The 17,754-nt window shown below is 42.4% G+C and carries 13 protein-coding genes; 8 read left to right on the top strand and 5 right to left on the bottom strand.

What is annotated here, in order from left to right:
- The first annotated feature begins 127 nt into the window (after window positions 1-127).
- On the top strand, window positions 128-1,042 hold the full coding sequence (locus AC2SLM_RS08295; protein ID WP_486553163.1) for a DJ-1/PfpI family protein: 915 nt from the start codon (window positions 128-130) through the stop codon (window positions 1,040-1,042).
- Window positions 1,043-1,373: 331 nt separating this feature from the next.
- Here AC2SLM_RS08295 and AC2SLM_RS08290 read toward each other — a convergent pair whose 3' ends face one another.
- Window positions 1,374-2,393 carry a hypothetical protein gene (locus tag AC2SLM_RS08290; RefSeq protein WP_486553161.1) on the bottom strand — a complete coding sequence of 340 codons (1,020 nt, stop codon included), beginning with the start codon at window positions 2,391-2,393 and terminating at the stop codon, window positions 1,374-1,376.
- 291 nt (window positions 2,394-2,684) lie between these two features.
- Here AC2SLM_RS08290 and AC2SLM_RS08285 point away from each other — a divergent pair, with 291 nt between their 5' ends.
- Together AC2SLM_RS08285 and AC2SLM_RS08280 are read left to right on the top strand one after the other, a co-directional pair.
- Window positions 2,685-3,218 (top strand): DUF2058 domain-containing protein, encoded by a 534-nt coding sequence (locus AC2SLM_RS08285; protein ID WP_486553159.1) that lies wholly within the window; start codon window positions 2,685-2,687, stop codon window positions 3,216-3,218.
- Between the two features lie 197 nt (window positions 3,219-3,415).
- Window positions 3,416-3,574: a hypothetical protein gene (locus tag AC2SLM_RS08280; RefSeq protein WP_486553157.1), complete on the top strand. Its 159-nt coding sequence runs from the start codon at window positions 3,416-3,418 to the stop codon at window positions 3,572-3,574.
- Between the two features lie 164 nt (window positions 3,575-3,738).
- Here AC2SLM_RS08280 and AC2SLM_RS08275 read toward each other — a convergent pair whose 3' ends face one another.
- Window positions 3,739-5,115, bottom strand: a complete 1,377-nt coding sequence (locus tag AC2SLM_RS08275) for a hypothetical protein (protein WP_486553156.1) — start codon at window positions 5,113-5,115, stop codon at window positions 3,739-3,741.
- A 472-nt stretch (window positions 5,116-5,587) separates the two neighbouring features.
- The gene (recG, locus tag AC2SLM_RS08270) at window positions 5,588-7,843 is read right to left on the bottom strand and encodes an ATP-dependent DNA helicase RecG (protein ID WP_486553154.1); all 2,256 of its coding nucleotides are present in this window, start codon (window positions 7,841-7,843) and stop codon (window positions 5,588-5,590) included.
- 356 nt (window positions 7,844-8,199) lie between these two features.
- Here recG and lnt point away from each other — a divergent pair, with 356 nt between their 5' ends.
- The 5 genes from lnt to AC2SLM_RS08245 all read left to right on the top strand — a co-directional run bounded on the left by lnt (window position 8,200) and on the right by AC2SLM_RS08245 (window position 15,915).
- The gene (gene lnt, locus AC2SLM_RS08265) at window positions 8,200-9,777 is read left to right on the top strand and encodes an apolipoprotein N-acyltransferase (protein WP_486542607.1); all 1,578 of its coding nucleotides are present in this window, start codon (window positions 8,200-8,202) and stop codon (window positions 9,775-9,777) included.
- A 286-nt stretch (window positions 9,778-10,063) separates the two neighbouring features.
- Window positions 10,064-10,507 carry a hypothetical protein gene (locus tag AC2SLM_RS08260; protein ID WP_486553152.1) on the top strand — a complete coding sequence of 148 codons (444 nt, stop codon included), beginning with the start codon at window positions 10,064-10,066 and terminating at the stop codon, window positions 10,505-10,507.
- A gap of 766 nt (window positions 10,508-11,273) precedes the next feature.
- Window positions 11,274-12,845 (top strand): peptide MFS transporter, encoded by a 1,572-nt coding sequence (locus AC2SLM_RS08255; protein WP_486553150.1) that lies wholly within the window; start codon window positions 11,274-11,276, stop codon window positions 12,843-12,845.
- 256 nt (window positions 12,846-13,101) lie between these two features.
- On the top strand, window positions 13,102-14,925 hold the full coding sequence (locus AC2SLM_RS08250) for an aminopeptidase P family protein (protein ID WP_486553148.1): 1,824 nt from the start codon (window positions 13,102-13,104) through the stop codon (window positions 14,923-14,925).
- A 210-nt stretch (window positions 14,926-15,135) separates the two neighbouring features.
- Complete coding sequence (locus AC2SLM_RS08245) at window positions 15,136-15,915, top strand: class I SAM-dependent methyltransferase (protein WP_486553147.1); 780 nt, start codon at window positions 15,136-15,138, stop codon at window positions 15,913-15,915.
- A 108-nt stretch (window positions 15,916-16,023) separates the two neighbouring features.
- Here the strand turns inward: AC2SLM_RS08245 and AC2SLM_RS08240 are convergent, their stop codons facing one another.
- Complete coding sequence (locus tag AC2SLM_RS08240) at window positions 16,024-16,605, bottom strand: dihydrofolate reductase (RefSeq protein ID WP_486542590.1); 582 nt, start codon at window positions 16,603-16,605, stop codon at window positions 16,024-16,026.
- 120 nt (window positions 16,606-16,725) lie between these two features.
- Entirely contained in the window at window positions 16,726-17,586 is an 861-nt protein-coding gene (locus AC2SLM_RS08235) for a thymidylate synthase (protein ID WP_486542587.1), read from the bottom strand.
- Between the last annotated feature and the right edge of the window lie 168 nt (window positions 17,587-17,754).

Below are 17,754 nucleotides of genomic sequence, written 5' to 3'. Positions count from 1 at the left end.
ACATAATTTCTAATCTGATAGATAAACTTATCTTTTATAGATATAAAGACAGATAACACTGCCTACTTTAGTTCAATGACTCACACAACTCTAACGTAACGAATTAAACAAATCAGGACAAATTATTATGAATATAAAAGATACTTTAAATAAGTTAAAGGATACATTAGGACTTGAACCACAGGAGATTGAAGAGGGCGTTTATATTCCCGCGGAATCTGCACTGAAACTGGCAGCACCAAATAAAAGTGATTATGACAATACTGAGTTTGACACCCCTTATACTGGTGATAAAAAAATACTCATGGTTTGTACTGAACAACAATACATGACAATGGCGGATGGTAAAAAGTTCGCAACAGGCAATCAGCCTATTGAAATGATGGTACCGATGCTGCATTTCAAAAAAGCGGGCTTTGATGTAGACGTATTTACCCCAACAGGAAAGCCTGTACAGATTGAAACCTGGGCTATGCCTGAAGAGGATGATAATGTTAAAGATATCTATGCTGAATACCAGTCAAAATTTGAACAACCAAACAGCATAGCTGATTTTGTTGAAAATAATATGGTAGATAGCGATGACTATGCCGCCATCTTTATACCGGGCGGGCATGGGGCTATGTTAGGATTGCCTGAGGACAAGAACCTAGGTGAACTGCTGCGCTGGGGTCATAATAATGACTTATTCACTTTAGCAATCTGCCACGGACCGGCAGCTTTACTGTCTGCGGACTTGGACAGCCCTGATGCGCCTAGTAATCCAAATAAATCGGATAGAGATTTTATCTTTAAAGGCTATGAAATGGTCGCATTTCCCGATGTAATGGATAAACAGATGCCAAAATTAGGTTATCTACCGAGTGAGATGTCATGGTACTTTGGTGAGAAACTAGAAGCCTTAGGGGTAACTATTACTAATAAATTGGCTATTGGACATACTCATCAAGATAGAAAACTAATTTCTGGTGATGGTCCCCTTGCTGCTAATGAGTTCGGTAAGTTAAGTGTTACTGAGTTACTAAAAGTAGTCAATAAATAGTCGAAGGTTTCAGTTTATTGAATTGTAGGTCTTTCAACAATGTATAGGTCTTATACGTGTAACTCGTATAGTATAAATATTTGACCATAGATATATTTAAAAGCTTTACAAAAAGCTGCGCTTGTAAACGCAGCTTTTTTTGTTTAAAAAACCTTTGTCTCGAATCCTTTATATCTAAAAGCTATTATTTCTATTAACCGTTTTCTCTGTTAACCATTTTGAAAACTATTTCAGTAAAACCATTGTCAACACTGAGTTACTTTAACGCCTAATTGCTTGGAACGCCTATGTTCTTAGAACGACTATGTGTTTGAGTAGCGACTTATAGCTACTAAAACAATATTTCCCACCAACTTCCTAAAAATTCGGTTACCTTTTGCGGTGTAATCTCAAAGACACTCACCAACGATAAAGTACCGATACCTACACCCATCCAGCCGAGACGTTGGCTGATTTTTAGCTCAGTTTGACGCTCTAAAGCTTCTTCTTGTTCCACTAGCAGACGATGAATGGACTGTACCTGTTGTACAATTTCATTATTAATATCATCGATTGGCATTGTTTTTCGGATATCTTGCCACAAGGTGTAGGCATCATATCGATTAACTTTAACAGGGCAGACAAAATAGCTTTTGGCATTAAAAGTAACGGCTTGCTGATATAACTGGCGTAGTGGCGTAAAGTCTTCACAACATTCCCCAAGCTCGCTGACAATAGCAGACGTTGCCAGTAGGTAAGCCTTTGCCAGTGCCAGCAGAATTACTTGCATGTAAAAAGTATGAACATGTTCACAGTTCGGCGTTAGCAATACCGAACCTCGACCATCAACATGAACAAAACGGTCAGAGTGCTGAGTTAGAGTGTCAAATACCAATGAGGAAGTGTTACGAACGAGATATGAGGCATTATGAATGACAGCATTGGTGGGCTCGTATTGGTGAGTCTCAATAAAAGTAGCCTTCACCAGTTTTTGTGGTTCAGTAATAAACTCAGTGATATGCTTATCACATTGCTCGGGCAGATAACTTAAGATATCGGGGTGGTCTGCGGTACAGCTGGCAAAGCTAACATATAAAATCTGCTCATAAGGACCCTCTATAAAATAGCGCAGTTGCCACACCTGCTCGCTTAATACCTTAAACTCGCATTGTTTGTCGATAATATCCAATAAAAAATCAACGGGTGCATTGTCTATCAATACTTGAGGTTTATCGGTGTCATCTATAGGGGGCCGATGAGGGCGAGGGTAGGTATGAGAAGAGTCTAGGGGGCATTTTTGTGAACCAATATGACTTATAGGGTTAATATAATCAGGTTGCTTATAAATTGTGGCAAGCGTTAAGTGTTTCATAGAAGACAATGCTGGCAGTTATGTAAATTTATTATGCCACTAACGACGTCGTTATGCGAAACATTTGGTTTGTGGTATTGGTTTATGGCACTGCAATAAACCTCTCAAAGTGAAGTTAGGCTATGTCATACAAGACAGTCACATACTTAATAGAAGACAATAGGCTTCATAGAAAACGATACTAATCTTCGCAAAAGACAATTCCATAGTTAATGACATACGCCGTTAAAACTTGCTACCATATGGTTATACTATTTTTGATTCAATATTTATTATTTAGGTAATGTGATTATGGCTAAAAATGCCCTTCAAGCTCAACTGTTAAAAGCGGGATTGGTAGACAGCAAAAAAGCCAAAAAATTAAGTAAGCAGACTCAGCATGCCAAACGCACGGGCAATGCGCCAGATGCTGAAGTCAAAAAAGCGGTGGCTGAAGCGCAAGCGAAAAAGCTTGAAAAAGACCAAAAGCTAAATCAAGAAAGACAGCAAGCATTAGAGGAGAAAACGCTTCGCGCCAATATTATTCAAATGATTAATCAGCATCAAATACCCGAAACGGGTGGTGAGGTTGAATATCGTTTTGTTGATGACTCTAAAATCAAGAAGCTACATATTACCCAAAAGCTATTTGACCAAATCGTCGCCGGTCACGTATCTATTGCTCGATTGGAGGACGGTTACGCTTTATTACCACGGCCTTTAGCGGATCGGATTAATGAGAAGTTAGAAGGCTTTATCGTTGAGTCTAATGATAAAGCGGCAGACACACCAGTCGAAGATGATCCATACGCCGCTTACGTCATCCCAGATGATTTAATGTGGTAGAAGTAATGTAAAGCTGGCTCAAAGCCAATACAGACCTTACCTAATATTACAGAGCTCATACAGTAAGGACTTGAGTTAAGTTGGGGGTTTGCTACTATCAAGATATGGTTCTTGTCATCAAGGATGAATTGTTTCACGTGAAACAGGTGACAAGAGGTAAGGTTTTAGAGTTCCATTCATTAACCAAGGAGTTTGATATGGCTAAGAAGTCAGATATTAAAGAGCTGAAAAAAGACATCAAAAGGGTTAAGAAAGAAGCCAAAAAAGAAATTCAGCAAAAGAAAAAAGAGCTTAAGAAAGTCAAAAAACAGCTCAAGAAGGATAAGAAGCAATCTAAAAAACAGAAGAAGAAATAATCTACCTGTTTGATTGCAGCAAAAAGAGGACAGCTTGGCTGTCCTCTTTTTTATGGTCTAAATAATCTATCAATAGTATTTTTCATAATAGCCAGTAGCCCCAGTAGCGTGGGTCTAGAAAACTAAACCCACACATGAAACGCCTAAAACCTATCTGTTTAGAACTAACAGTAACCAATATAACAAGAATTCTTAATGGTATCAGCGGTATAGTTTACCGGTATATCGCTTAATACACTTTTTGCTGTCGGCGTAATGACAAAAGACGCTCCAAGGTTTAAGAAAGGCGCAATATTATAGTGCAAGGGTACACTGCCCTCATAACTATAAGTAATCTCTTTATCAATTTTTCCATCTAAGCTCACATCTTCAGTAACTTTAGTTAAGAAGCCCGAGCTATTGTACTCTGCTCGATTAGAGACATCTTGCACATTGCTACTATCAAAATTATTAAAGGTGATAACAGAACCCGTCGCTAAATTACCGTTATAGGTCACCTTAGTGTCCATAACAGGAGTATCTGACCCATAACGGCTTAGCATTTCTCTAACAATGTGCTTCTGAGCATCATAACGATAAGTGGTTGTATCCATATCACCTTCATAATCTGCACGTCCAGATGTGACTTTTAATACGTTACCTTGGTCATCGTAAGTATAGGTAGAGACCTGATAGGGGGTTTGAGTATTGTTATCACCATCAACCGTATATCTTATAGTTTTAGTCAAATAGTTGTTAGCATCAAATGTTACCTCGTAAGCTTCGTCTATACTACCGTCATTATTTTTATCTGTTTTGACTTGCTTAAGTTGATTTTGGCTATTATAAATAAACTCTTTGGTTTTATTGTGCCAACTAGAAGAGTCTTCTGTATCAGTTTCTACTATCTTAGTGATCTCACCATTTGAATTATATTGATAAGTAGTCAACTGATCGAAAATACTGTCGCCATTTGAATTAACTTTATACTCTATCAGTTGATTTTTTTGATTATAAACCCACACCTCTATCCTATCTATACCTTTATCAGTACCTTTAGCTACCTCAAGACGAATTAAACGACCTTTATCATCATAGGTAAACCGTTTAGAGTGATTGGCTGTATCAGGATGGATAGAGGACACGTAATCCTCTCTTACCAGTTCTTTTTTAGCATTAAAGTAAGCCGTTGAATTTGCATCGATATTTCCCCAGCCATACCCTTTATAGACACGTTTACTTATACCTGCAATTGTGGCATCTTTAGGTTTAGCATCTTTGGCATTTACTACCCCATCACCATCGATATCGGTGTCGCAGTCATCAACTATGCCATCTTTATCCAAATCAGGTTTATCTGAACTATTGGCATTAGCGCTATTGCATGTATCAGTAGGTGTCGACCCAGTATTGGGCTTAGTGTCTGTATTGGGAGTAGTCCCATTACTGCTTGAGCTATCTGAACCACCTCCGCCTCCGCCACCACAAGCCGTTAAAGCTGTTGTGCAAAGAATGATAGCAATAGCAGAGCTTAGGTTTTTAACAGTAGAAGTAATGTTCATAGAGGTACTCACCTTATAAGGATCTTTAATATGTTAATTCAGTATATAAACTAAAATTATCCTTAATATATTATAGAGTTATCATTTTTTTTACTATAGTTACTATAAAAATTATTCAGGGATATTTAAAAAATAATGACTAAGACAATACTTAACAAGCTAAAACTAAAAATGCTTAACAAGCTAAAGCTAGAGTAACCCTTTTATTTCATAAACGTCATACACAAAATATAAATAACCAAGGTTTAAAACTATTAAGAGTCTGTATTGATAAGCTACAATTAGAATGTATTTTAAATAAAATGAGTCAATACGAGACATCATCAATTTGAAAGCTTTGGTTAAATAGTCATTCTTAATCCTAGTTTTAGAAAAGTAGGGGGTTATTTTAGGTGGGAATACTCGATTTTAGGATGTGAATACCAAAAAGGTTGTAAATATCGGTTCTAAGATAGGAAGAACTCAATGGTCTTTAAACATTAGTATACCGACTCGCCTCAGGCATCCAGCGGTGAATCAGATGCGTCACATCGGCTTTACGCGCGTCGTCATTGATCAGGCGTTTGGCAAGGTGACTGGCGATCATCAGTAAGTTTTCATCACGGCTAAGATCAGACACATAATAGCCAATATTGCCCGTTTGGCGTTTACCCAATAACTCACCTGGGCCACGCAGTTGTAAGTCTTTTTGGGCAATTACAAAGCCGTCGTTGCTATCACGCAAGACGTTAAGACGTTCGATGCCTGTTTCGGATAATGGGGTTTGGTATAACAGCACACAGAAGCTTTTGGTCGAGCCACGACCCACACGACCACGTAGCTGATGCAGCTGTGATAAGCCTAGACGCTCAGCATTTTCAATCACCATCAATGAGGCATTGGGTACATCAACCCCAACCTCAATCACAGTCGTGGCTACCAATAAATCAAGCTCGGCGTTTTTAAATGCCGCCATAATTTCCTGCTTTTCTTTAGACTTCATTTTGCCATGCACCATGCCAATACGAATATCCAAGCGGGCGCTTAAATCGGCGAAGGTGGCTTCTGCCGCTTGCGCATTTAGAGTGCTAGAGTCCTCAACCAAAGGGCAGACCCAGTACGCTTGTTTCCCCTCTTTACAGTTGGCGGCAATACGTTCAATGACTTCGTCACGGCGCGCACGGTCAATCGTCACCGTTGTAATCGGCGTACGACCCGGCGGCAACTCATCAATAATCGAGGTGTCCATATCGCCGTAAGCACTCATCGCAAGCGTTCGCGGAATAGGGGTGGCGGTCATAATCAGCTGATGCGGCGTACTATCCGCCACGCCTTTATTGGTCAGCGCCATACGCTGCTCAACCCCAAAGCGGTGCTGCTCATCGATAATGGCAAGACCCAATTTGGCAAATATCACCGCCTCTTGAAATAGCGCATGCGTACCGACGACTATTTGCACCTCATTTTCTGCGACATCGGCTAAGGCCTCACGGCGCTGTTTAGCGGTTTGTTTACCCGCCAGCCAACCAACCCCAATACCTAATGGTTCAAACCAAGACTTAAAATTAATCAAATGCTGCTCGGCTAAAATTTCAGTAGGTGCCATCACTGCAACCTGCCAACCACTGTCCAGTGCATAACAAGCAGCAAGGGCTGCAACTAAGGTCTTACCAGCACCGACATCGCCTTGCACTAAGCGCAGCATAGGAATAGAGGTCGCCATATCGCTGGTAATTTCTTTAATGACACGATTTTGAGCACCTGTTAATGCAAAGGGCAGGTTTGCCAGTAGCTTGGTGGCAAGTGGACTTTTATTGTCGCATTTAGGTGCTTTATGCTGATGCAATTGCTTGCGGCGATACAGCATACTTAGTTGATGCGCGGTCAGCTCTTCGACAATTAAGCGCTGGCAAGCAGGGTGGGTACGCTCTTTTAATTGTTCAAGCTGCGCCGATTGAAGGGTGATATCAGTATGCATCGGCGGCGTATGAATTAAAGTTAACGCCTCAAACAGACTAAGATGCTGCCAACTTGGTGTCATAGAGGGTGTATCCGCTACGGCAGTATTTGGCGTAGAGGGGCTAATCGGCAAACCATAACTGTTGGTCGGCAGAGGGGCAGGTAAGTGATTGACCGCTTCCCAGTCGCTATGATTGAACACACTAATTGGCATGCCTTGCTGATTAATGGTGTGCAATGCTAATTTTAATAAGGTGCGCAGTTTGTTTTGATGCAACCCTTTCACGGTCGGATAAATCGGCTGCAATCCAGTATTGACTACAGGCGCACCGGGAGAGACTACGCTGTATTCAGGATGTGCAATTTGCATCCCGTAACGGCTAATTTTTACCTCGCCAAACAGGCGCAATCGAGTGCCTAGTACCATGGCTTGTGCCAGTCCGGAATACACTTTAAAAAAGCGCAGCTGAATCGCACCGGTGGCATCTTCTACTACCACAGTCATACCGCTGCGTTTGTTATCGACATAGGTGACTTCACCCTCAATTAAGGCGGATTGCCCATCCTGTAAGTCGCTGATATCGACAAGGCGGCTGCGGTCTTCATAATCACGCGGTAGGTGTAACAATAAGTCGAACAAGCGAGACACGCCCAACTGCTCAAGTTGACCTTCAATCTTGCTACCCACACCGGCTAAGACATGAACCGGTAAATCGACCGCACTGACAGCACGATTATTGTTTACCATAGTTTGGTTTGGCGTAGGCGTAGGATTTGATGGCATGGGCATAATGAGCCTCTTGATTGCTATTGATGAATACTGCGGCGGCTGATTCACATTGGTGATGATAGGCAACCGAGCATTTGTTGATTATAGAGTATATTGCACGTGGGCAGCAGTGCTGTTTACATAACCTATATCTGGGTAAGATTTTTTGGTTTTAGGCTGTTATGATACGCAGTATTGTTTTTGGCTGAATTATGACAAAAAATCCCCATATAGAGCAGGTTAACTCCTTGTTTTAGGGCAATGTTTATTTGTTTTAGCACCATATTATAATTGTATGGCGTGTTTACCCATGCCACTGCATCGACTGCGCAAGCTATGCGTATCTCATCTTTAGCATATCATTTACTGGAGCCGTTATGCGTGCCTCGACCCAACATGTCCAAAATCGCCTCAATGAATCCACGCAATTACAACAAGATGCGCAATTACCAATTGGCATTGCGGTGATTGTGGCATGGCTAGCAGGGGCGATGTTTATGCTGTCTCTGGCGCCTTATGGCTACTGGATTATTGCGCTAATCTCTCCAGCTTTGCTCTATGCTTTACTGCTGTCGCCGATGAGCAATAAGCGTGCGTTTTTAATTGGTGAAGCATACGGTATGGGGCTGTGGTGTGTCGGTGCGTTTTGGTTATACACCTCGATTCATGATTATGGCGAGGTGCCAATGCCGTTGGCGCTATTGGCAATTGCCATTATGGGTCTGGGTATGGGCTTATTCCATGCGGTATTGGCGTTGATTTTTAACCGCTTTGTGGGCAAGCAGCCACTGGCCTTTGCCGCGCTTTGGGTTGTGCAGGAGTGGTTAAAGACCTGGCTGTTTACCGGATTTCCTTGGTTATTCGTCGGCTATGCCTTTACTGAGCAATATTGGATATCGTCATTAGCGCCAGTGGCTGGCGTGTTTGCGGTGTCGTTTGTGGCGATTTTATTGTCCGCAAGTTTGGTCGATGCGTTCCGCAAACGTGCCGGTTATCTGGTGGCGACTGTTGTATTATTGGCCGTCAGTATCGGGCTTTGGTTATTTAATCCTGCTTGGACGCAGCCTAAGGCCAACACCCCTAATTTAAAAGTGTCTTTGGTTCAGGGTAATATTCCGCAAGATTTAAAGTGGCTCACTGAGTACCGCTACCGCACTTTAGAGATTTACGCAGAATTGAGTAGTACCGAGTGGGGTAGTGACATGGTGGTGTGGCCGGAGTCGTCTATCCCTATGTTCCAGACGGAGGCATGGCCGTTTATTACTGAGGTGGTTAAGGTTGCAAAAGAGACCGACACCACTTGGGTTACTGGTATTCCTTACAAAGACGATGCTGCTTATGACCCAGAAACAGACGATTATGCACCGTTTTATAACAGTGTGATTGCTCTGGGTGCTCAGGCAGATGGACTATATAAAAAGCAGCGTTTGGTGCCTTTTGGTGAATATATTCCATTTGAAGGGGCGCTGGATTTATTCCCAAATCTTGCCGGAAGTCAGGATATCTTAAGCTACAGCAGCGGCTCGGCGGATCAGTCACCCCTTAAGGTCAGAGGTCATAATCTTGGCGCTGCGGTATGTTATGAAGTGGCGTATCCTGATACCACAAGGCGTAATGCACAAAATACCGACTTTTTATTGACCATCTCTAACGATGCCTGGTTTGGTACTTCAGCTGGTCCGCTACAGCATTTACAGATGGTGCAGATGCGCTCGCTTGAGACCGGACGCTGGTTTATGCGTGCCACCAATACAGGGGTGACTGCGATTATTGATCACAAAGGTCGTATCGTTGAGCAGGCGCCACAATTTGAGCGCACGGTACTGCGCGGTGAAGTACAATCGCGCACAGGTATGACGCCTTATGTGCGCTTTGGTAACTATCCGATTTTAATTTTTATTGGTCTATTATTGGCACTTAGTATACTGGGCAGACGTGGCAAGTCTAGCCGCTAGGCCTTTTATTTAAAGGCTATCGGTTTATAGAAATTTAAAGCGGATTGATATAAATCGACAGTGCAGCACTAAAATGGACTGTTAATCCACAAATAGGATAGGGCATTTTCACAAAAAGTAGCAAATTGCGATATAATAGCAAGATATGTGAACGGTTCCGATTATGCTATAGTGCTAAACAGCTGCCACTGCGGAGATTGTACTCGGCTGCTAACTATTAAAAGTGCTATATGATAGCGGAACATACTCTCTTAAACCTTTATCAAATTATACAGATAGGTGACCTATGGCAGATGCAAGCCAAAATAAACCAAAGAAAGAACTGCTCTTTGCTCTAGTCGGCATCGTTGCTTTCTTGGGTATTGTACTTCTTATTGGTATTTCAGCCTTTTTACGCCCTGCAGGCAACCATGTTGCACCTGAGGCTGCTGTAGAAGAAACCACCACTGAAGAAGCAAGCACAGATACCGATGCAGCTGCAGTAGCGACTGAAACCACTGCTGAAGATACGCAAGCTACTGATGACACTGCAGAAGAGGCAGCTGCTGATGATGTAGCAGAAGCTGACGCATCTGAAGCGGATGCGCAAGAATCAGACGCAGAAAATGTTGAATTAGATGAAACCGTAGACTTAGTCAAAGTGGACGAAGCGCCAACTGCAGAGAATGCAGGAGCCGTTGAATCACAGACTGTTGGTGAAGATACGGTAGAAGTAGAAGCTCCTCAATAAGCCCACCGGTTTAAGAGAGTAGCCCTCACTGTTTAGGTGATTATTTGTGAACATGGAGAGCGCCTTTATTTATGCAGCGGCCCTTTAGCTGCTGAAGGTTGATTGTTTTTAGACCTTACTTTCTGTGTGTCAGAAGCTAAGTTTTAGTCATAAGTTGAAAGGGGTTGTTGATAGTGATTGCTTATCAATAACCCCTGATGACTTTAAATAAATAACTATTGGCTTGAGACATCTCAACTATTGAGCTTTATTATTGGTCTTTTGGTTGCCTTTTGGCTCCGTTTAAACGAGGCGAATTAAGGCTGTAATAATCAACTTGAGACACAGAAACATTTGGTGCATGTCTCTCCAACGTCTCATGTAAAACCCGCCTAATCCTTGAGATTGGGCGGGTTTTTTTATATCTTTTTGTCAGTGGCGTCTTTACGCATTTATTTTTGCGTGAAACAATGACGCAGTTCATATCAGCAAGACAAAGACTGATACGTAACGCCTTATAATCGGCAATACTGCCCTTCACATTCCTCAGTATTGTCATACCAAGACCCAAATTTAGTACGTTTTCTACAAAGCTCGGTCTGATTGTTATCAATAGTCCTTGGGCCTACTAACACGAGCTCCGATGTTGTGTGGGCTGCGTATTTTGAGATTGGTATCGTTATGATGGCATAAATAGGTAGTGTGCCTAGGATGCTGTTGACCCCGTTAACGGTGACATTGTTCAAGGTTGGACTGCTATGGATAACCCAATTAAGGAATTTAAATTATGAGTGTAGAGTCAAAGTCAGCAGGGTCATCCCCTGAGCTAGAATCTTTAGACAACGGGTTTATGGGACACCCTCAGCCCTTGAAGTCATTGTTCTTTACTGAAATGTGGGAGCGTTTTTCTTACTATAGTATTCGCCCCTTATTGATATTATTTATGGTCGCTGCCATGAGTGATGGTGGTTTGGGATTTGATGATTCCTCCGCATCTGCTATTTATGGTATTTTTGCCGGTACGTTATATCTTGCAGCCGTTCCTGGTGGGTGGCTTGCCGATAACTGGCTGGGTCAAGAGCGTGCCTTATGGTGGGGCAGTATTATTATTGCCTTGGGGCACTTATGTATTGCACTGTCAGCTGTGTTTGGAGTGACGTTATTCTTCGTCGGTCTAATCTGTATCGTACTTGGTGTGGGTTTATTTAAAACCTGTATTTCGGTGATGGTCGGTGCATTATATCCTGAAGGCGACAGCCGACGTGATGGCGGCTTTACCTTGTTCTATATGGGTATCAACATCGGTGCCTTAGTCGCTGCACTAATCGTCGGTATCTTCCAAGAGCGTCAAATGTGGCACGTTGGCTTCGGCGTAGGTGGTATCGGTATGTTGGTGTCATTATTGACCTACCGCTTTGCTGCCAGAAAGAATTTAGATCGCTTCTTTCACGCCAAAGGCAAAGTTGCTGAATGGGACCGCCCAAAAAGCAATCACAAAAACATCGGTCTTTGGGTCGGGGTATTCTTAGCGGCATTAGCGGCACTGGTTGTGGTCATTGCGACAGGTATCCTGCCGTTTAACCCGAGTATAGTGGCCGAGTATATGACCTATATCATCGCCGGTATGGTTGTCTTGTATTTTGCTTATATGTTCCTCTCACCGAAGCTTGATAAAACTGATAAGTTACGTCTGTTAATTTGTTTCTTGCTAATCATCGGTTCGACTTTATTCTGGTCAAGCTTTGAGCAGCAGCCAACCTCGTTTAACTTATTTGCAGACCGTTATACTGACTTGAATGTGATGGGCTTTACCATTCCAAGTATCTGGTTCCAATCATTAAACCCTATCTTTATTTTGCTACTTGCCCCGATTGTCAGCATCATTTGGGTGAAACTAGGCAGCCGTGGTATTGAGCCAAACAGTATGGCAAAATTCGCCTTAGGTATGTCATTGGCTGCGGCAGGCTTTGCGGTGATGACCTTTGCTGCCAAAGCGGTAGTAGCAAACCCAGGCACTTTGGTATCGCCATTATGGTTAACAGGTAGCTTGTTATTATTAACCTTAGGTGAATTGGCACTGAGCCCTGTGGGTCTATCATCGATGACCAAACTTGCGCCAAAAGGCATGCAAGGTCAGATGATGGGTCTGTTCTTCACCTCTTATGCGATGGGTAACTTAGTGGCCGCATTCTTCGGCGGTCATGTATCAGCCGATACTATTGATGGCTTACCAGACTTATTCACCACTATGGTTATCTTCTTGGTAGTGACAGCCTTGGTATTATTGGCCATCTCTAAACCGGTTAGAGCTATGCTTGATCGCAGTGAAGCCGAAGACAAGCGCCGAGAAACCGTTTAATAGCTCATTGCATTGTTTTATAAATAAGTTTTAAGCTGTTTTTTAAGCAAAATACTAAGCTGCTTACTAACTGAAAACGGTTATATAAATCAAACGTGTTACCATAATCGGTAGCACGTTTTTTAATGTTTAAAATCAGTGCAAACAACACAATCTAGAGCAGACACGCTCCTTTTATAACAACAAACCGCATATCTTAATTATTCAAATCTTATTACTTAAGCCCATCTAAGAGGCGCTTTATCAGAGGAATATTATGAGTAAATCTATTATCCAACAGCGTATTAGCAAACTACGTGACGTTCTCAAAAACAACGACATTACCGCTATTATTGTCCCTTCTGCCGATCCGCATTTATCAGAATATCTGCCTGAATATTGGCAAGGTCGCCAGTGGTTATCAGGCTTTACTGGTTCTGTCGGGACTTTGGTAGTGACACAAGACTTTGCAGGGTTGTGGACCGATAGCCGTTACTGGGTACAAGCAGCGGATCAATTGGCAGATACTGGTATCAGCTTACAAAAACTGCAAAAAGGTCAGCCCAATCATGCCGACTGGTTGGCTGCGACCCTAAAAGCAGGCGATAGCGTGGCCATTGATGGCAACGTCTTGTCATTGGCTGAGCAAGATCGATTATTAGATGCCTTTGAAGAAGCGGCTGAGGGTGAAGAAGACGGTATTCGTCTCATCACTGAGCAAGATTTATTAAACGAATTATGGGATGATCGTCCGGCACTACCAAGTGCCAAATTATACGCTCATGATGAACAGTTTTTATCACAATCTGCTAAAGACAAACTGGCTGACGTGCGCGCACGAATACAAGAGATTGGTGCCAGTCATCATCTGATTTCAAGCTTAGATGACATCGCTTGGTTGACCAACTTACGGGGTAATGACGTTGACTATAATCCGATTTTCTTAGCGCATATGCTTATCGATGCCGACAAAGCCACACTATATGTGGACACCCAAAAGGTAGATGCTAATATTGCCAAGCTGCTTGAGCAGGCGGGTATTGAGGTCGCTGAATACGACCAAATTCAGACTGCGCTAAGTACTCTGACTCCAGAAGACTTATTATTATTAGATCCAAACAAAGTCGCTGTGGGTACGTTAAATGATCTAGGCGATGACATTGCCATGGTCGAGCACATGGCGCCAAGCACCTTATTAAAATCAGTCAAGTCTGATGCCGATGTTGAGCATGTGCGTGAAGCGATGCGTCAAGATGGTGCCGCATTGTGTGAATTCTTCTCAGAATTTGAAACACGTTTAAATAAAGGTGAGCGTCTCAGCGAGCTAGATGTCGATACGATGTTAATCGATGTACGTAGCAAGCAACCACACTATGTATCACCAAGCTTCCCAACCATTGCAGGCTATAATGAAAACGGCGCATTGCCGCATTATCGTGCCACTGGAGACAAGTTCAGCTACCTTGATGGTGATGGTTTATTGTTGATCGACTCAGGTGCCCAATATCAAAACGGCACCACTGATATCACCCGTGTGGTCGGTATCGGTAATGTCACAGATGCGCAAAAACGCGACTTTAGTATTGTGTTAAAAGCACATATTGCCTTGGCAAAAGCCTGCTTCCCAGATGGGATTGCTTCTCCGTTAATTGATGCCATTTGCCGTGCGCCATTATGGCAAGCACAGATGGATTATGGTCATGGTACCGGTCATGGCGTGGGTTACTTCTTAAACGTGCATGAAGGTCCGCAAGTTATCGCTTACAGTGCAACCACGCCAAAAGAGCGTGCGATGAAAGTGGGTATGATTACCAGTAATGAGCCAGGCTTATATCGTGAAGGTCGTTGGGGTATTCGTATTGAAAACCTGGTTGTCAATCAGCCTGTGCCTAATCCTGCAGAGACTGAATTCGGTGATTATCTACACTTTGAAACCATTACTTTATGCCCAATAGATACCCGCCTAGTCGATAAAAGCGTTTTAAACCAAGAAGAAATTAATTGGTTGAATGACTATCATAGCCATGTTTTCAACGAGCTAAAAGGCCGTGTTGAAGGTGAGGCGCTTAACTGGTTAACTGAGCGCACGAAAGCGATTTAAGACCTTTTAATTTAGACCCCTTTAAGCGTATATTGAGTATGAGCAAACCCCTCTTTTAGCGATCTAAAAGAGGGGTTTTATTTAATAATATAATTTATATATTCCAATAAGTTTTATGTAAGTATTTAATTAGTCGGTATTTATTATGAGTCAAATTATTTATTGTAAGAATAACTCTTAAAAGGCAGGCTAAATTCTCGGAGAATTCATATGACTCACTCAAGTAATAAAGACCTAACTCACAACCAAGTGGTGGACAGACAATTTGGCTCACAAGCAGAAGCGTATTTAAACAGCAGCGTACATGCGCAAGGGCAAGAGTTTGGCTTAGTCGAAGAGGTCGTACGCCAATATGACAATGCCAAGGTATTGGATTTAGGCAGCGGCGCCGGACATATCAGCTTTTATGCTGCACCGCATGCCCAAAGCGTCATCGCCTATGACTTATCGGAAGATATGCTCAAAGTAGTGGCAGATTCTGCACAGCAAAAGGCTTTTAATAACATCACTACCCAAAAAGGCGTGGCAGAATCTCTACCGTTTGATGATAATAGCTTCGATGTGGTAGTGAGCCGTTTTTCTGCGCACCATTGGCAGGATGTGCCGCAAGCGCTGCGAGAGATGCGCCGCGTGTGTCAGCCTAATGGCACGGTAATAATGATTGATGTAATGGCGCCGCCAAGTCCGATTTGTGATACCTTTTTACAAACCATTGAGATACTGCGTGACAACAGTCATGTGCGTGATTATTCGGTGGCTGAATGGCAAACGATGTTTAGTCAGGCTGGGCTTAAGGTAAATCGTATGCAGACCCATAAGCTACTGTTAGAGTTTGATAGTTGGATAACACGTATGCGCACCCCTGAGCATTATGTGACGGCAATTCAGGCTCTACAGCACAGCATTGGTCAAGAAGCGAAAGACTATTTTAATGTGCAGCCGGATGGCTCGTTTACCACGGATGTAGTCACATTAATCGCAGTAGTTTAGTTAAATTACCCTAAGTTAATATGTTGTAAATAAAAAAGCGGTGTCTGTTTAACAGATACCGCTTTTTATCGCTTATTTACTTTAGACTTCTCTTACTATACGAGATGATTAGCCTTTTTTAGCCACATAGGTCACAAACTTATAGCTTAAACCATTTTCTTCATCCGTGAATGACTCAGACTCATCAACCTTTTCAAAGTCAGCGGGAATTTCAGGGTAAAAAGCATCACCATCTTCAATCTCAGTATCGACGATAGTCAACTCAAGACGATCGGTAAACATCATCGCATTTTTAAATACTTTCTCACCGCCAATAACCCAAATGGTCTCAAACTTTAGACCATGTGCCACATTAGCCGCATGAGTCAAAGCGTCGTCTAAGTTATGTACTACGTGCACATCCTTTAGACCTTCTAAGCCTTTTTTACTAGCGTAATCCATCTGGGTGCTGATAATAAAGTTGACACGTTTTGGCAATGGCTTGCTACCCATAGACTCAAACGTCTTACGCCCCATAATGACAATGCCTTTTAAGCCGCTGTCTACATAGGCATCGGTTTCTGCCGTTGTCATGGCCTTAAAGTGCTTTAAGTCTTCGGAGATATGCCAAGGTAACTCGTTGTTCTTACCGATACAGCGGTTATTACTGATGGCAGCGATTTGGGCAACCTGGGTGTGGGCGTAGCTCATGAGAATGTCCTTTAACTAATGAGAATATTAGGTCGAATAACAAAAGGTGTATGTCTTAGTTTAATAGTACTGTCTTGCTTGATATTGATATTGATATTGATATTGATATAAGCCTATGGATTACACAGCGACCGGTGCTTTAATCGCTGGATGTGACTGATAGCCTTCAATACGAATATCATCAAATTTAAAGTCAAAAATGTCTTTTACTTCTGGATTTAACCACAGTTTTGGCAGCTCATAAGGAGTGCGCGATAGTTGCTCGTTAACCTGTTCGATGTGGTTTTGATACAGGTGACAATCACCGCCACTCCAAATAAATTCGCCCACTTCTAAATCGCAAACCTGCGCAATCATATGGGTTAGTAGCGAGTAGCTAGCGATGTTGAACGGTACGCCTAAGAATAAGTCTGCTGAGCGTTGATACAACTGGCAAGACAATTTGCCATCAGCCACAAAGAATTGAAATAGGGTATGACAAGGGGGTAGGGCAACTTGGTTTGCTTCAGCAGGATTCCAGCCTGAAACAATCAAACGACGTGAGTTTGGATTATTCTTGATTTGCTCAATCACCTCACTAATCTGGTCAACACCGTCTTGATTATAGCTACCATCGCTATTTTTACTGGCACCATAATTACGCCACTGATGGCCATATACCGGACCCAATTCACCTTCAGGACGACCAAAACGTGCGGTCTGCTCTGCGGTTGACCATTCATTCCAAATACGTACGCCATTATCTTGTAAGTATTTGACATGAGTATCGCCATTTAAAAACCAAAACAGCTCATGAGTAATTGACTTCATGTGTACTTTTTTGGTAGTTAATAAGGGAAATCCATCGCTTAAATCAAAGCGCATTTGAGCGCCAAAATGACTGCGTGTTCCAGTACCAGTGCGGTCGCCCTTTTCGGTACCATGATCACGCACATAGCGAATTAAATCTAGATAAGCGGCTTCGTTTTTGGTCATTATCATAGTCATGTATCAAATAGTTATGAGGTGAGAGAGTCGATTACAATTTAGACTGCTGCCATTTATTGGGCTAGTTGATGCCAGTTAAATGGCTGTTTAGATATCAGTTGGGCTGAGCGATGACTCAGCCAAAACGGTCAAGCTAAACAATAGAATTATGGGGATGGTTTT

This window comes from Psychrobacter sp. CX16 (genome assembly GCF_057396245.1).
This window is presented reverse-complemented; position numbering and strand designations above follow the sequence as displayed.

What these genes read in the sequence shown, in the direction of transcription:
- AC2SLM_RS08280 (WP_486553157.1), top strand. Translation starts at nt 3,416, where the DNA reads ATGGCTAAGAAGTCAGATATTAAAGAGCTGAAAAAAGACATCAAAAGG.
- AC2SLM_RS08250 (WP_486553148.1), top strand. Translation starts at nt 13,102, where the DNA reads ATGAGTAAATCTATTATCCAACAGCGTATTAGCAAACTACGTGACGTT.
- AC2SLM_RS08245 (WP_486553147.1), top strand. Translation starts at nt 15,136, where the DNA reads ATGACTCACTCAAGTAATAAAGACCTAACTCACAACCAAGTGGTGGAC.
- lnt (WP_486542607.1), top strand. Translation starts at nt 8,200, where the DNA reads ATGCGTGCCTCGACCCAACATGTCCAAAATCGCCTCAATGAATCCACG.
- AC2SLM_RS08240 (WP_486542590.1), bottom strand. Translation starts at nt 16,605, where the DNA reads ATGAGCTACGCCCACACCCAGGTTGCCCAAATCGCTGCCATCAGTAAT.
- AC2SLM_RS08295 (WP_486553163.1), top strand. Translation starts at nt 128, where the DNA reads ATGAATATAAAAGATACTTTAAATAAGTTAAAGGATACATTAGGACTT.
- AC2SLM_RS08285 (WP_486553159.1), top strand. Translation starts at nt 2,685, where the DNA reads ATGGCTAAAAATGCCCTTCAAGCTCAACTGTTAAAAGCGGGATTGGTA.
- AC2SLM_RS08235 (WP_486542587.1), bottom strand. Translation starts at nt 17,586, where the DNA reads ATGATAATGACCAAAAACGAAGCCGCTTATCTAGATTTAATTCGCTAT.
- AC2SLM_RS08290 (WP_486553161.1), bottom strand. Translation starts at nt 2,393, where the DNA reads ATGAAACACTTAACGCTTGCCACAATTTATAAGCAACCTGATTATATT.
- recG (WP_486553154.1), bottom strand. Translation starts at nt 7,843, where the DNA reads ATGCCCATGCCATCAAATCCTACGCCTACGCCAAACCAAACTATGGTA.
- AC2SLM_RS08260 (WP_486553152.1), top strand. Translation starts at nt 10,064, where the DNA reads ATGGCAGATGCAAGCCAAAATAAACCAAAGAAAGAACTGCTCTTTGCT.
- AC2SLM_RS08275 (WP_486553156.1), bottom strand. Translation starts at nt 5,115, where the DNA reads ATGAACATTACTTCTACTGTTAAAAACCTAAGCTCTGCTATTGCTATC.
- AC2SLM_RS08255 (WP_486553150.1), top strand. Translation starts at nt 11,274, where the DNA reads ATGAGTGTAGAGTCAAAGTCAGCAGGGTCATCCCCTGAGCTAGAATCT.